Origin of the sequence: Dickeya dadantii NCPPB 898 (genome assembly GCF_000406145.1) — a bacterium.
Taxonomy (GTDB): Bacteria; Pseudomonadota; Gammaproteobacteria; order Enterobacterales; family Enterobacteriaceae; genus Dickeya; species Dickeya dadantii.
Genome location: NZ_CM001976.1, coordinates 70,537 through 83,722 on the forward strand (window position 1 = coordinate 70,537; position 13,186 = coordinate 83,722).

Genomic DNA, 13,186 nt, shown 5'->3' on the forward strand with positions numbered 1-13,186 from the left:
TTTTGAAAGATATCTGCAAATAAACCCGGTTTTAACGTCGGGTTAACAGGTCTATTATCACTTCCATCGAAAGCGAAGACGCTTTCAGTAAAGAAATCAACCGAATTCAACGTGAAGGATATTGACCATGAAAGCTATCAAAAACTTTGTTGCAGTTATCGCCCTGGCTACCGTTTCTTTCGGCACCTTTGCTGCGACCACGTCCACTGCGACTGAAGTACAGCAATCCGCCAGCCTGTCCGTCGGCACCGTCAGCGCGACTGCCGCTACGCTGGATGGCCTGCAAGCCAGCCTGTCTGAAAAAGCGAACGCCGCCGGCGCCAAATCGTTCCGCATCATCTCCGCCACCTCCGGCGAAAACCAGATGCACGGCGTGGCTGAACTGTACAACTAATCCCATCGATATAAAAAATAACGCCGATATTCGCTAACACCAGTATCACGTGCAGCAATGGCCGCCTTCGGGCGGCTTTGTTGTTTTTAGAGAAGAGCAATGAGGAGAAATGGTCGTGGATTTTTTATGCCGACAGCCATCCTCTCAGGATGTTGACCAGCACTGGTGCGTAAGGCGTCAGCCTGCCGTTTTGCGGGGAACTGAAATCGTTAATGACGGCTGTTAACAGATCGTCGTCTTCCAACCCTTCGTCAGGATCGATACCGTTAGTCCATAACAGGCTATCGATAAACTGTTTGCGTATCTCAATTAGCTTTTTGTTATGGGTTTCATTGTCGCCAAGGTTAAGTACCCGAATAGCATCCTGCGCGCGTGCTGTCGTGCCGCTGACGCGTCCGCTAATCATAAATTGCAATTCGGTTTCGCATTCCGCCATTAGTGGAGTAAGGGAAAACGGTTGTGAACCGTGGGCGGCGTCGCACTGATTTGGCGTAGTACAACTGGCGGCGATATTGGTGAAATCGAGGCTACGGTGAGGCGCTAATTTTCTTGCCTGCACGTGCTCATTCATGGTGTCGCTGTTATCACCGCTAATCGGTTTGCAGCAGTAGGCGCACAGGTAAAACTGCTCTTTGGCGCAGGCATCACGGATGTCCTGCCGCTCGGTTTCTGTCAAATCGTCGTACCGGCCTGTGGGATTGGCGCGTTTCCAGACTGTCAGGCTGGCAGGTTCCGTACCTTTAGTGATTTTTCTCACCGCGTAACTCCTGTTTGCGCAGTAATAGGCGGGCTTTGGTCAATTCCAGATTGGTGGCGGGCAACTCCGCGGTCAGTTCATCCAATAACGCTTTGGCTGGCGTTAATTGCTGGCGCTGGATCATGTCCAGCAGGTCACTAAATTTTTCCGCGATTCGCGCGTTACGGATATGGGTATCCATCACCTCCAGCAACACGCTATTGGCATCCTGACCGTATTGGGATGGCACCACGGTCAGTTCGCCGTTATCCAGTGAATACACCAACACATCTTTGTAATCGCTGATCACCAGCGGCGAGTGGGTGGTCAGAATAAACTGGCAGTGGGGGAAGGTGGTGGTCAGCCGTTCGATAATGCTGCGCTGCCACGACGGATGCAGGTGCATATCCACTTCATCGATCAGCACAATGCCTTGCCCGTGCAACGGGTTGTCCAGCGTCGGATTCATAATCGCCAGACGACGCGCGATATCACCCACCAGCGCCATCAGCGATTTTTCGCCCTGCGACAGTTGCAGCACGTTAAGCGGCTTTCCCTCTTTATTGATGGACATATGCAGGCGGGGTTTGCGGCGTACTCGCAGATTGGAAAAACCCGGCATAAAGCGATAAATAGCCTGTCGAACGGCATCAAGCTGTGGGTCTTTATTCGATTTTAATGTTGCCAACCCATTCTTTATTTTTGTTAATTGTTCTTCAACATTGATATTTTTATTTTTGTTGTTTGGGCTGAGAATTTGAGTAATAAACTGATCGGGATCGTTTTCGATCATATTAGAAAGGATGTCTGCCAAGGATGACTCAGTTTTCGTTTTCAATATCTTCCTGCTCACGAAACCATTCGAAAAAACGCCGGAAATCCACCCCCTGATTGAGCGCGTTGTCATACCCATCTACCTGTTGAAAATGATGTTTATTTTTTATTTTCAGCGGAATATCCAGCACGCTGCGTTCGACTGGATAAAAGGCGATTAGCGGTAAGCTGCTTTGCTCGTTTTGCGTTAATGCGGAGCGATAATGATCCGCCAGCGCGGAAACCGCATTCAACTGGCTGGTGTGCTGCCCTTTTTTACCGCTGCGGGTTTTTGCCAGCGTCCAATGGTATTCAGCGTCGTTGTCGGCAGCATGGCCTGAGAGCGGAGGAGTATCTTGTGCCATGACCTCAATCGCGGCGGAAGTATGGCCATTGGTAATGGTGCCTTCGTTGATGCCGCTACCGCTGCCTTTTTCACTGCGCACCCGTGCTACCAGCCAGCTGAGCGAGGTTGCCAGCGCTTGCAAAATGGAGGTTTTCCCGGCGCCATTATTGCCGACCAGCACCGTTACGTTGGAAGGATAATCAGCCGTTGGCGCGATGAGGGCATCAAGAGAAGTAAAGCGCCCGACGTTGTGCAACCTGAATTGCTTTATTTTCATCATCCGTTCCTTAGGTAAACGTTGAGTCGCCTGCGCAGTGTACAAATCTTCTGGCAATGATACATCCATTTCCGGGATTCATTGCGGGGATCACGTCTTACCCCAGCGCCTGTGCGCACGCCCAGGCGGAGCTCCAGGCCCACTGGAAGTTGTAACCGCCGAGCCAGCCGGTGACGTCCACCACTTCGCCAATGAAGTACAGGCCCGGCACGTTGTTGGCTTCCATCGTTTTTGACGACAACTCGCGGGTGTCAACGCCGCCGAGCGTCACTTCCGCCGTGCGGTAGCCTTCAGTGCCGTTAGGCTGGACCCGCCACTGTTGCAGCGTGGTTTCCACCTCGGCCTGTTGCGGCTTGTTGAGCTGTTTCAGCGTGACGTCCGGTAATTGCCCCAGCGCCTGCAGGCTTTCCACCAGCCGTTTCGGCAGCCATTGCGCCAGCGTGTTTTTCAGGCTTTGATTCGGGTGTGCCAGACGTTCATTGTTAAGGCATTCGGTCAGATCAAGGTTGGGCAACAGGTTGATGGTGACGAATTCCCCCGGTTGCCAGTAGCTGGACAGCTGTAGGACCGCCGGGCCGGACAGGCCGCGGTGGGTAAACAGAATATTTTCGCGGAAGGTGGTGCCGTTTTCGGCCGTAACCACCGCCGGTACCGACACGCCGGAGAGCGTCTGCAACTGTTCCAGCAGCGGTTTGTGCAGGGTAAACGGCACCAGCGCGGCGCGGGTCGGTAACACCTTGAGGCCAAACTGCGCCGCCAGTTGATAGCCGAACGGGGTGGCGCCCAGCCCCGGCATCGACAGCCCGCCGGTGGCGATCACCACCGCCGGCGCCTGCATCACCCCGGTGTTGAGCGTCACCTGAAACTGCTCGCTTTTTTCCACCGACAGCACCTCGCTGCGCAGGCGCAGCGTCACCTTGCCGGTTTCACACTCTTTCATCAGCATATCGACGATCTGCTGCGCGGAATCGTCGCAGAACAGCTGGCCGAGGGTTTTTTCGTGGTACGCGATGCCATGACGGTTGACCAGATCGATGAAATCCCACTGGGTGTAGCGGGCGAGGGCGGATTTACAGAAGTGCGGGTTGTTCGACAGATAGGCCGCGGGTTCGGCGTACAGATTCGTGAAGTTGCAGCGCCCGCCGCCGGACATCAGAATCTTGCGGCCCGGTTTTTTGCCGTTGTCCACCAGCAGCGCCCGCAGCCCTTTCTGGCCTGCCTGCGCCGCACAGAACAGCCCGGCCGCGCCCGCGCCAATGATGATTACGTCAAACTGTTCCACATTACACTCCCGTTGTTCCGCCATGCCATCGCCCCACAGGGCGGCCGATTATAGGCGATGTCCCGACGCCGGTCATCGCCCGGCGCGCCTTGTTTCTGACGCCATGCCGCGCCGCCGCCGTTTGCCGGTAACAAAGTGTGTGGATGGGTAAAAACAATAATGCTTTGATTTTTATTAACTAAATCATTGTCACCGGCAGAAGTGGCGTAAATTAAGTCAAAATAATGTCATATTTTGCTTTTCCCGTTTCCGCTTGTCACCGATAATGCGCCGCGTTCATGACCACTACATGGCCTAACACTTATGCTACATTTATTTGCCGGGCTTGATTTCCACACCGGTCTGATGCTGGTTCTCGCCCTGCTGTTTGTTCTGTTCTATGAAGCCATTAACGGCTTTCACGATACCGCCAACGCGGTAGCCACCGTTATCTATACCCGTGCGATGCGTGCCCAACTGGCGGTTGTTATGGCCGGGGTTTTCAACTTTCTTGGGGTATTGCTGGGCGGCCTGAGCGTTGCATACGCCATTGTTCACCTGTTGCCGACCGATTTGCTGCTGAACGTTAGCTCCACCCACGGGCTGGCGATGGTGTTTTCGATGCTGCTGGCGGCGATTATCTGGAATTTGGGCACCTGGTATTTCGGGCTGCCGGCTTCCAGCTCGCATACGCTGATCGGTTCCATCATCGGCATCGGTCTGACCAATGCGCTGGTGACCCATACCTCGGTGGTGGATGCGCTCAATATTCCCAAAATGGTCAGTATCTTCCTGTCGCTGCTGGTTTCGCCGGTGGTCGGCATGATCATCGCCGGGTTGATGGTGTATCTGCTGCGCCGTTACTGGAGCAATAATAAGAAGCGTCAGCGCGTTCATCTGACGCCGGCCGAGCGCGAAAAACAAGACGGTAAACGCAAACCGCCGTTCTGGACCCGTACCGCGCTGATCCTGTCTGCGGTAGGCGTGAGCTTCTCCCACGGCGCGAACGACGGCCAGAAAGGCATCGGTCTGATCATGCTGGTGCTGATTGGCGTGGCGCCGGCCGGATTTATGCTGAACATGAATGCGTCCGGTTACGATATCAGCCGCACCCGCGACGCGGTGTTGAACCTGCAGGCTTACTACCAGTCTCACAGCGCGGCGCTGACGCAGGTGATCGACCTGTCGCACCCGGTGATCCCGGCGCCGGAAAACGTCATTCCATCCACCGGAAACAAACCGGATTTTCACTGTGATACGTCTCGCGCGATGATCGCCATCGACCGTGTGCAGGGGCTGCTGAATAACATCAAAAGCTACGATGAACTGGCTGCGGATGACCGCGCCCGCGCTCGTCGCTTGCTGATGTGCATGGCCGATACGCTGGATCGCGTCGTCAAGCTGCCGGAAACGTCGTCTGACGACAAACGCCTGCTCAACAACCTGCGCAGCGACCTGCTGTACACGGTGGAATACGCGCCGCTGTGGATTATCGTTGCGGTGGCGCTGGCACTGTCGCTCGGCACTATGGTGGGCTGGAAGCGCGTGGCGGTGACCATCGGCGAGAAGATTGGCAGAAAAGGCATGACCTATGCGCAGGGCGTTTCGGCGCAGGTGACGGCGGCGATGTCTATTGGTATCGCCAGCTATACCGGCATGCCGGTTTCTACGACCCACGTACTCTCGTCCGCCGTGGCCGGAACCATGATTGTGGACGGCGGCGGCGTGCAGGGGAAAACCGTGAAAAGCATTCTGCTGGCCTGGGTGTTTACCCTGCCGGTGTCGATGCTGCTGTCCGGCGTGCTGTACTGGCTGTCGTTGAAGCTGATCTGAATCGGCACGGTGATAAAACCGTAGTGAGCATAAAAAAGGCGGCCGTAAGGTCGCCTTTCTGCTTTTAGCGTATACGGTTGTGGGGTGATAGAGACACGACCCGCCTACGCCGTCATGACTGCCGCGGCGCCTCAGTGCCAGATGATCAAGGCAATGAGGCTGACCACAACCAGCCCGCACAAGGCGGAGGTCAGCAGAAACTGACCGCGCACCCGCGCACAGCGGCGGATGAACTCGGGGTCGTGATGGTCGAGATAACGTTGTGCGTAGATGTAGCGAACCAACCGCAGCTGTTTACTGGGCTGCCCGTGGGAGGTAAAAAAGCCGCCTCCGTCCACATACTGGTACAGTAGCGGATCGCAGTCTCTCAGTATCAGCAGCAGCACTCGTAACGAAGAATAATATCGCGCCATATTGATGACACAGACGACACATAAAGCCCAGAAAAGCGCAAATGTACTAATCATCATGCTTCCCTCCCGGATTATGACCCATCAGATGCTTTGACGTGTCGGGTCCTGCCGACATCACATCTGTGGGTATTTATGCCACACGTTATTCACGCGATGTTATGGGGCTGCCAAGCCATGGCGAGTTGCCCGGGTGTTCTTCTTCACCGCTGTATCCTTGCCCGGAGAAAGACCTGCAGGGTCCCCCTCAATTTCATTGTAGAAGAGCCTTACGTTTTTTTTCCATATCTGACGCAAGGTTCCTGCCAGCAAAAAACATCACCACTTCTTTTGATCTGGCACCGGCTTTCTTCGCCGTAGGCTCTGTCCTTTTCAACTACACTTCATGTACGGGCGAGAGGTTTCACCATTGTAGATAGTTTCACCGTTGTAGATAGTATCGGCATGTAGATAGTATCGGCGCAAACGGGCGGCCACTTCAGGGCAAGTGGTTACCAGCGTTCTCAGAACCGTTACAAAATATGTGGCGTTGTGATCTGTGGAACATAACCCCGAATTGGTGGGGTGTTATGCTCATCACCGTCATCGGTTATCAGACTGGCAGGAGAAATATCTGCTGACCCATCAGTTAGTCATTACGGAAGGAGCTTGATCATGGCTTACAAACACATCCTTATCGCGGTTGACCTGTCACCGGAAAGTAAGGTGTTAGTGGAAAAAGCGGTCTCCATGGCGCGGCCGTATGATGCCAAAGTCTCTTTGATCCATGTTGACGTGAATTACTCCGATCTCTACACCGGGCTGATCGATGTCAACCTGGGCGACATGCAGCAACGTATTTCCGAAGAAACCCAGAACGCCCTGAAGGAACTGGCGGACAACGCCGGCTATCCGATCTCGGAAACCCTGAGCGGCAGCGGCGATTTGGGCCAGGTGCTGGTTGACGCCATCCGTAAGTATGATGTCGACCTGGTGCTGTGCGGTCATCATCAGGATTTCTGGAGCAAACTGATGTCGTCCGCGCGCCAGCTGATCAATACCGTCCACATCGACATGCTGATTGTGCCGCTGCGTGAAGAAGAGGAGTAAGCCGGCTGAAGCGGCTCTGATACGGGTCGGGTGAGTAGGTGGATACGAATAAGGCATAGCCATCGGCTATGCCTTTTGCGCAATGTCTGACGCCAGAAAAACCCATCACCCCGTTTAATAAAGTTGTCAGCAATCTGAGGCATAGCCATTGGCTATGCCTCAATTTTTGGCGCCGTGCCGGCGACGCGAATCATTGCGGGATAGCGCCTGCTATCCCGTTGGCAAAAGGCGCTGTTTTTCTGGCTTCGTCCGGCGAAATCGCGTTAGCATGCGGGGTAGTTAGGTTGATTATTGGGGAAATTCATGGCGATAAAACTGATTGCGATTGATATGGACGGCACGCTGTTAACGCCGGAAAATCAAATCTCGCCAGCGGTGAAACAGGCGATTGTCGCCGCCCGTGAAAAAGGTGTCTATGTGGCATTGGCTACCGGGCGTCCGTTCATCGGCGTCGAGCGCTATCTGAAACAACTGGGGTTGCAGCAGGAAGGACATTACTGCATCACCAATAACGGCGCGCTGGTGCAGCGCACGGCGACGGGCGAATGCGTGGCGCAGACGACGCTGAGCTTCGACGACTATCTCCACTTCGAGGCGCTGTCGCGCGAGCTGGGCGTGCACTTCCACGCGCTTGATTTCAATTACGTTTACACCGCCAACAAAGATATCAGCGCCTATACGGTGCATGAATCCCACCTGACCAGCATGCCGCTGAAATACCGGGCGGTGGAGGAAATGGACCCTGGCCTGCGTTTCCCAAAAGTGATGATGATCGACGAGCCAGAGGTGCTGGATGCCGCTATCGCCCGCATTCCGCGCGAGGATTTAGCGCGTTACACCATCATGAAAAGCGCCGCGTTCTATCTGGAGATTTTGGACAAGCGCGTTAACAAAGGCGAAGGGGTGAAAATGCTGGCGCAACATCTTGGTCTTGAGCGGGATGAAGTGATGGCGTTGGGCGATCAGGAAAACGATCTGGCGATGATCGAGTTTGCCGGGCTGGGTGTGGCGATGGGCAATGCCATCGACGCCGTCAAGGCGGCAAGCCAGTTCGTTACTCGCTCCAACAGTGAAGACGGCGTGGCTTACGCTATCGAGAAGTTTGTGTTGAACGTCTGACCCGTGCGGGCCAGACATATATACCCGTCATACTTCAAGCTGCAGATGCGTTGGCTTTCTTACTCGACCCATCCATGGGCCTCGCCCCTTCGAGGCCGCTGCCAGCAGCGTTCAACTCTGCTCCCGGCAGAGTTGTCGCTCACCCCAGTCACTTACTTGAGTAAGCTCCTGGGGATTCGCTGCGTCGCCGCGTTACAAGACTCATTATGAGTCTTGCCCTGAAGGGCCAACGCTTTGCGTTGTTCAAAACGCCACGCGTTTTGTCCTGCAACTTGAATTATTTAGGGTATAGGGGAGTGTGCGGGTCAGTCGTTAAAGAACGTCTGTTTGATCGCCAGTTCGACGCCGCGCACTTCCGCCAGCCCTTTCAGCCGTCCGATGGCGGAATAACCGGGGTTGGTTTTCTTCTTCAGGTCATCCAGCATCTGATGGCCGTGATCCGGGCGCATCGGAATAGCGCGGGTATTGCCCTGCTGACGGCGGCGGTATTCTTCCGCCAGAATCGCTTTCACTACCTTCACCATGTCCACATCGCCATGCAGGTGCGCCGCTTCGTGGAAGCTTTTCGGGTTGTCCTCGCGGCAGGTCGCGCGCAAGTGGGTGAAATGGATACGGTCGGCGAAGGTTTCGATCATCTTCACCAGATCGTTGTCCGCCCGCACGCCGTAAGACCCGGTGCACATGGTGAAACCGTTATGGATGCTGTCGACGGCGTCTTTCAGCCACTGCATATCCTCAATAGTGGAAACGATTCGCGGCAGGCCGAGAATCGGGCGCGGCGGATCGTCCGGATGCACCGCCAGCACAATGCCGGCCTCTTCCGCCACCGGCACGATCGCCCGCAGGAATTCCGCCATATGCTCACGCAGTTTCGCCTTGTCGATGCCGTCGTACTGCGCCAGCTGGGCGCGGAACTGGTCCAGAGTGTAGCCTTCTTCGGCGCCCGGCAGGCCGGCGATGATATTGCGGGTCAGTTTGTCTTTGTCCGCGTCGCTCATGGCGGCGAAATAGGCGGCGGCCTGACGTTGCTCGTCGTCGGTGTAGTCGGCAGCGGCACCGTCACGTTTTAGCAGGTGCAGCTCAAACGCTGCGAAAGCGGTATGGTCAAAACGCAGCGCCCGGGAGCCGTCCGGCAGCGGGTATTCCAGGTCGGTACGGGTCCAGTCCAGCACCGGCATAAAGTTGTAGCACACGGTATCGATGCCGCAGGCGCCCAGATTACGCAGCGACTGCTGGTAGTTGGCGATGTACTTGCGGTAGTCGCCGGTCTGGGTTTTGATGGCTTCGTGTATCGGCACGCTTTCCACCACCGACCAGATCAAGCCTTTTTCAGCCAGTTGCGCCTGGCGCTTCTTAATCTCTTCGATGCTCCACACTTCGCCATTCGGGATGTGATGCAGGGCGGTGACGATACCGGTCGCGCCCGCCTGGCGGGCATCATCCAGCGACACCGGATCGTTGGGGCCGTACCAGCGCCAGGTGTGTTCCATAAAGCAGCTCCTTAAGCTATATACCCGTCATACTTCAAGTTGCAGATGCGTTGGCTTTATTACTCGGCCCATCCCTGGGCCTCGCCCTTTCAGGGCCGCAGCACGCTGCGTTCAACTCTGCTCCCGGCAGAGTTGTCGCTCACCCCAGTCACTTACTTATGTAAGCTTCTGGGGATTCGCTGCGTCGCCGCGTTACAAGACTCATTATGAGTCTTGCCCTGAAGGGCCAACGCGTTGCGTTGTTCAAAACGCCACGCGTTTTGTCCTGCAACTCGAATTATTTTGGGTATAGATCGGAAAATAATCGAGTCGGATAATTATCGGTCTGGTGGCCTGACCACCGGACCGGTTCACTATTCACCACCTGTGGTGATATTTCTGTGATTCAGATCACGTAAGCGCCAGACTGGCGGTTAGCGCCGCACCCGGATGTGAGGCGTCGGCATTTAATTTTCTGGCGTTTTGGCGGCTATGATAAGCTGCGGGCTGTTGTTTATAGGACACGACTGACGGGGGATCCGGAGGGGATATGGTGTTACCCACACTGAAAGTTGAGCGGCTGTACCGGCAAATCTCCAACCTGCTGATTAACTGCATCAGGAACGGTCAGTTTGCGGCCGGGCAACTGCTGCCCTCAGAGCGTGAACTGGCGAAACAGCTGGGGGTGAGCCGCTCATCCATCCGCGAGGCGCTGATTGCGCTGGAAATCACCGGCTGGGTGGAGATTCGCACCGGCAATGGCGTGTACGTCAACGATCCGCTGCCGGACGCGCCGCCCGCCGCGCCGCCGGAAGAGGAATTCAGCTTACGGGCGTTTATTCAGGCCCGCCAGGTATACGAGGCGATGATGGCGGAACTGGCGGCGGTGCATGCCACCGACGAGCAGCGCGCCGCGTTGCAGGATATCACCCGCGACCTGTCTCGCCTGCACGTCAATGACGCGCAGTTTCTGCATGAAGACAAGCGGTTCCACCTGCTGATCAGCGAGATGTCCGGCAATGAAGTGTTGCAGGACATGATGGATTACCTGTGGAACAAGCGTCAGAGCAGCCGGTTTGTGCGGCTGGAAACGCTTTACGCCGACTCCGATTTTCCCCGCACCATGAATCAGGACCACGCCGATATCGCTGAGGCCATCGTCGCGCGCGACCCGGCCCGGGCGCGCGCCAGCATGGAGCGCCATCTCCAGCATGTGTACGACCATCTGTTCAGCGGCGATAAGTAGACGACGTTTCGCCAGGCATAAAAAAACCCCGGGGGGACACAGGCACCGGGGTTGAGGGTAATGATGAGCGCGGGCGATTATTTATAGATCACCGCGTTGCCCCGCAGCGTGTTGTCGCCGCCGGCATAGGTGATGGTGTAAGCGGAAGCGCCCGCGGCTTCAGCCTGATGGGCCAGTTTGGCTTGCAGCGAGCTCAGGTCGTTGGCGGTGGCGGAAACGGAACCGATTTTGTCCAACTGCTGAGCCTGTTCATAGCTGACGCTCTGGGCGGCGAAAGCGCCAAAAGAGAGGGTGGCAAGGGTAGCGGCGATAGCGATGGTTTTAACGTTTTTCATGTCTCTTTCCTTCTTCGGTAACTGGGTTGAAAGGCGCGTATACCCGTCATACTTCAGGTTGCAGATGCGTTGGCTGCCCTTGCTCACCCCAGCCACTTACTGATGTAAGCGCCTGGTGATTTACTCGGTTGCCGCCTTTCTGCAAATCGAATTATTTTGGGTATGTCCTTTCGATAACGGAAAGGTTACGCCCTGTTGGCCTTCGTGGAAAACGGAGGTTGTTGAAGATATCTTTCTATTTTTTTGATGGGAAATACAGTCAGGAATGGAAAACAACTCAATGATTTTTATTGAATTTGTTGTTTTTTGAGCGATTTTTTAGGATATGCCAAGTTACGTCAAGAAGGCGAAAAATTTGTGAAGAATGAAGACAGTCAGATAACACTTAATGCTTTTTCACACCAGTTAACCAATATAAATATCTGGTCGTGCGATGGCAAATGGTTGATTTATGACGTTCGGCCGCATGGATCTTCATTCACAGGATTGACCATCGAACGCGTCAACGTGGAAACCCGCCAGCGCGAGGTGCTTTACCGTGCCGGGCAGGGCGCGCATGTCGGCGTGGCGACCGGCAGCCCGGTGGCGCCGCAGCGTTATGTGTTTATCCACGGCCCGGAAAATCCCGATGAACACTGGCAGTACGATTTCCATCACCGCCGCGGCGTGATGATGCACGATGATGACCGCCGGCAGGCGACGACGCTGGATGCCTGCGTGCTGACGGCACCGTATCTGGCCGGCGCGCTGCGCGGCGGTTCGCATGTGCATGTGTTCAGCCCGGACGGCAGTCGGTTGAGCTTTACCTACAACGACCATGTGCTGCACGAGCGCGACCCGGCGCTGGATCTGCGCAACGTCGGGGTGGCGGTGCCGCTGCATCCGGTGGTTGCTCCGCACCGCCATCCGCGCGAGCACGACGGCAGCCATTTCTGCGTGCTGGTGAGCGACACCACGCCGCAGCCGCGCCCCGGCAGCGATGACATCAACCGCGCCTATGAGGAAGGCTGGGTGGGAACCGCGGGCTATCTGCGCCCGGATGGCCGCCGCCAGCGCTGGGCGCTGGCGTTTATCGGCGATACGCTGTCGGCGCGCGGCGAGAAAGTGCCGGAGGTGTTTCTCGTCGATTTGCCGGAACAGCTGGACGACTACGCCCGCCCCGGCGACCGGCCGCTGGGCGGCACCGACGCCGCATTGCCCGCGCTGCCTGCCGGCGTGCGCCAACGGCGGCTCACCTTCACCACCGACAGGCCGCATCCCGGTGTGGTCAATCAGCCGCGCCACTGGTTACGCAGTTCGCCGGACGGCAGCCAAATTGCGTTTCTGATGCAAGACGACCGCGGCGTGGTGCAACTGTGGACGGTATCGCCGAACGGCGGCGCGCCGCGTCAGGTGACGCAGGGCGACTGGCCGGTGCAGTCGGCGTTCAGCTGGCATCCGGACGGCAGGCATCTGGCGTTCATTTGCGACAACAGCGTGATGCTGTGCGAGGTGGCAACCGGCCGGCTAATTCGCCAGACCGCGCGTAGCGAAACGCCGCCGGTGGGGGACGCGGTGGTGTTTTCACCGAATGGCGATCGCATCGCCTACCTGCGGGATATTGATGGCTGCAACCAGATTTTCGTGGTGACGGCCATGCGTTAACGACGGCGTTTTTCCTGACGGGCGGCGCGTGCAGACGGGTTCGCCGCCCGTTGCTTACCTCTCTTCCGCCATTCCCCTCTGCGGTTTTCATCGAGCCACTGTTTTGATTGCGATCTACGGTTTTGATTGCGATCCACTGTTTTGATTGCCCAATAAAACTGTTTCCTTTCAAACGATTACTTTTTATTCACCGATCCGCCTCACAGTTCACAGC

Annotated in this window: 13 protein-coding genes; 6 read left to right on the forward strand and 7 right to left on the reverse strand. The window is 56.2% G+C overall.

Going from position 1 to position 13,186, the window contains the following annotated elements; translation table 11 throughout:
* Positions 1 to 127 precede the first annotated feature (127 nt).
* The gene (locus DDA898_RS00745; RefSeq protein ID WP_038909890.1) at positions 128 to 394 is read left to right on the forward strand and encodes a YdgH/BhsA/McbA family protein; all 267 of its coding nucleotides are present in this window, start codon (positions 128 to 130) and stop codon (positions 392 to 394) included.
* 124 nt (positions 395 to 518) lie between these two features.
* Here DDA898_RS00745 and DDA898_RS00750 read toward each other — a convergent pair whose 3' ends face one another.
* The 4 genes from DDA898_RS00750 to DDA898_RS00765 form a co-directional block, all read right to left on the reverse strand.
* Complete coding sequence (locus tag DDA898_RS00750) at positions 519 to 1,151, reverse strand: HNH endonuclease family protein (protein ID WP_038909891.1); 633 nt, start codon at positions 1,149 to 1,151, stop codon at positions 519 to 521.
* Positions 1,135 to 2,043 carry an AAA family ATPase gene (locus DDA898_RS23480; RefSeq protein ID WP_201765876.1) on the reverse strand — a complete coding sequence of 303 codons (909 nt, stop codon included), beginning with the start codon at positions 2,041 to 2,043 and terminating at the stop codon, positions 1,135 to 1,137. The genes DDA898_RS00750 and DDA898_RS23480 overlap by 17 nt, the downstream gene beginning before the upstream one ends.
* Positions 1,952 to 2,566, reverse strand: a complete 615-nt coding sequence (locus DDA898_RS23485) for an AAA family ATPase (protein ID WP_038909892.1) — start codon at positions 2,564 to 2,566, stop codon at positions 1,952 to 1,954. Before DDA898_RS23485 ends, DDA898_RS23480 begins: the two co-directional genes overlap by 92 nt.
* 97 nt (positions 2,567 to 2,663) lie before the next feature.
* A complete protein-coding gene (locus DDA898_RS00765; RefSeq protein ID WP_038912369.1) occupies positions 2,664 to 3,848 on the reverse strand; it encodes a BaiN/RdsA family NAD(P)/FAD-dependent oxidoreductase in 1,185 nt (394 codons plus the stop codon).
* A gap of 303 nt (positions 3,849 to 4,151) precedes the next feature.
* Between DDA898_RS00765 and pitA the strand changes: the two genes are divergently transcribed.
* Positions 4,152 to 5,660 (forward strand): inorganic phosphate transporter PitA, encoded by a 1,509-nt coding sequence (pitA, locus tag DDA898_RS00770; RefSeq protein WP_013315777.1) that lies wholly within the window; start codon positions 4,152 to 4,154, stop codon positions 5,658 to 5,660.
* Positions 5,661 to 5,791: 131 nt separating this feature from the next.
* Here the strand turns inward: pitA and uspB are convergent, their stop codons facing one another.
* The gene (gene uspB, locus DDA898_RS00775) at positions 5,792 to 6,127 is read right to left on the reverse strand and encodes a universal stress protein UspB (protein ID WP_024104057.1); all 336 of its coding nucleotides are present in this window, start codon (positions 6,125 to 6,127) and stop codon (positions 5,792 to 5,794) included.
* A gap of 597 nt (positions 6,128 to 6,724) precedes the next feature.
* Between uspB and uspA the strand changes: the two genes are divergently transcribed.
* Positions 6,725 to 7,159, forward strand: a complete 435-nt coding sequence (uspA, locus tag DDA898_RS00780) for a universal stress protein UspA (protein WP_013315780.1) — start codon at positions 6,725 to 6,727, stop codon at positions 7,157 to 7,159.
* A gap of 303 nt (positions 7,160 to 7,462) precedes the next feature.
* A complete protein-coding gene (yidA, locus tag DDA898_RS00785) occupies positions 7,463 to 8,278 on the forward strand; it encodes a sugar-phosphatase (RefSeq protein WP_038909893.1) in 816 nt (271 codons plus the stop codon).
* A gap of 305 nt (positions 8,279 to 8,583) precedes the next feature.
* Here the strand turns inward: yidA and uxuA are convergent, their stop codons facing one another.
* Positions 8,584 to 9,768 carry a mannonate dehydratase gene (gene uxuA, locus DDA898_RS00790; protein WP_013315783.1) on the reverse strand — a complete coding sequence of 395 codons (1,185 nt, stop codon included), beginning with the start codon at positions 9,766 to 9,768 and terminating at the stop codon, positions 8,584 to 8,586.
* Positions 9,769 to 10,297: 529 nt separating this feature from the next.
* On the opposite strand from uxuA, the gene DDA898_RS00795 reads away from it, so the two are divergent.
* Positions 10,298 to 10,993: a FadR/GntR family transcriptional regulator gene (locus DDA898_RS00795; protein ID WP_033111493.1), complete on the forward strand. Its 696-nt coding sequence runs from the start codon at positions 10,298 to 10,300 to the stop codon at positions 10,991 to 10,993.
* Between the two features lie 77 nt (positions 10,994 to 11,070).
* Here the strand turns inward: DDA898_RS00795 and bhsA are convergent, their stop codons facing one another.
* Entirely contained in the window at positions 11,071 to 11,328 is a 258-nt protein-coding gene (gene bhsA, locus DDA898_RS00800) for a multiple stress resistance protein BhsA (protein ID WP_013315786.1), read from the reverse strand.
* A 357-nt stretch (positions 11,329 to 11,685) separates the two neighbouring features.
* Here bhsA and DDA898_RS00805 point away from each other — a divergent pair, with 357 nt between their 5' ends.
* Complete coding sequence (locus DDA898_RS00805) at positions 11,686 to 12,972, forward strand: YidR family protein (RefSeq protein WP_038912370.1); 1,287 nt, start codon at positions 11,686 to 11,688, stop codon at positions 12,970 to 12,972.
* The last annotated feature ends 214 nt before the right edge of the window (positions 12,973 to 13,186 follow it).

Coding starts and splice junctions, on each gene's coding strand:
- DDA898_RS23485 (WP_038909892.1), bottom strand. CDS start 2,566: ATGAAAATAAAGCAATTCAGGTTGCACAACGTCGGGCGCTTTACTTCT.
- uspA (WP_013315780.1), top strand. CDS start 6,725: ATGGCTTACAAACACATCCTTATCGCGGTTGACCTGTCACCGGAAAGT.
- DDA898_RS00745 (WP_038909890.1), top strand. CDS start 128: ATGAAAGCTATCAAAAACTTTGTTGCAGTTATCGCCCTGGCTACCGTT.
- pitA (WP_013315777.1), top strand. CDS start 4,152: ATGCTACATTTATTTGCCGGGCTTGATTTCCACACCGGTCTGATGCTG.
- DDA898_RS23480 (WP_201765876.1), bottom strand. CDS start 2,043: ATGGGTATGACAACGCGCTCAATCAGGGGGTGGATTTCCGGCGTTTTT.
- bhsA (WP_013315786.1), bottom strand. CDS start 11,328: ATGAAAAACGTTAAAACCATCGCTATCGCCGCTACCCTTGCCACCCTC.
- uxuA (WP_013315783.1), bottom strand. CDS start 9,768: ATGGAACACACCTGGCGCTGGTACGGCCCCAACGATCCGGTGTCGCTG.
- uspB (WP_024104057.1), bottom strand. CDS start 6,127: ATGATTAGTACATTTGCGCTTTTCTGGGCTTTATGTGTCGTCTGTGTC.
- DDA898_RS00795 (WP_033111493.1), top strand. CDS start 10,298: ATGGTGTTACCCACACTGAAAGTTGAGCGGCTGTACCGGCAAATCTCC.
- yidA (WP_038909893.1), top strand. CDS start 7,463: ATGGCGATAAAACTGATTGCGATTGATATGGACGGCACGCTGTTAACG.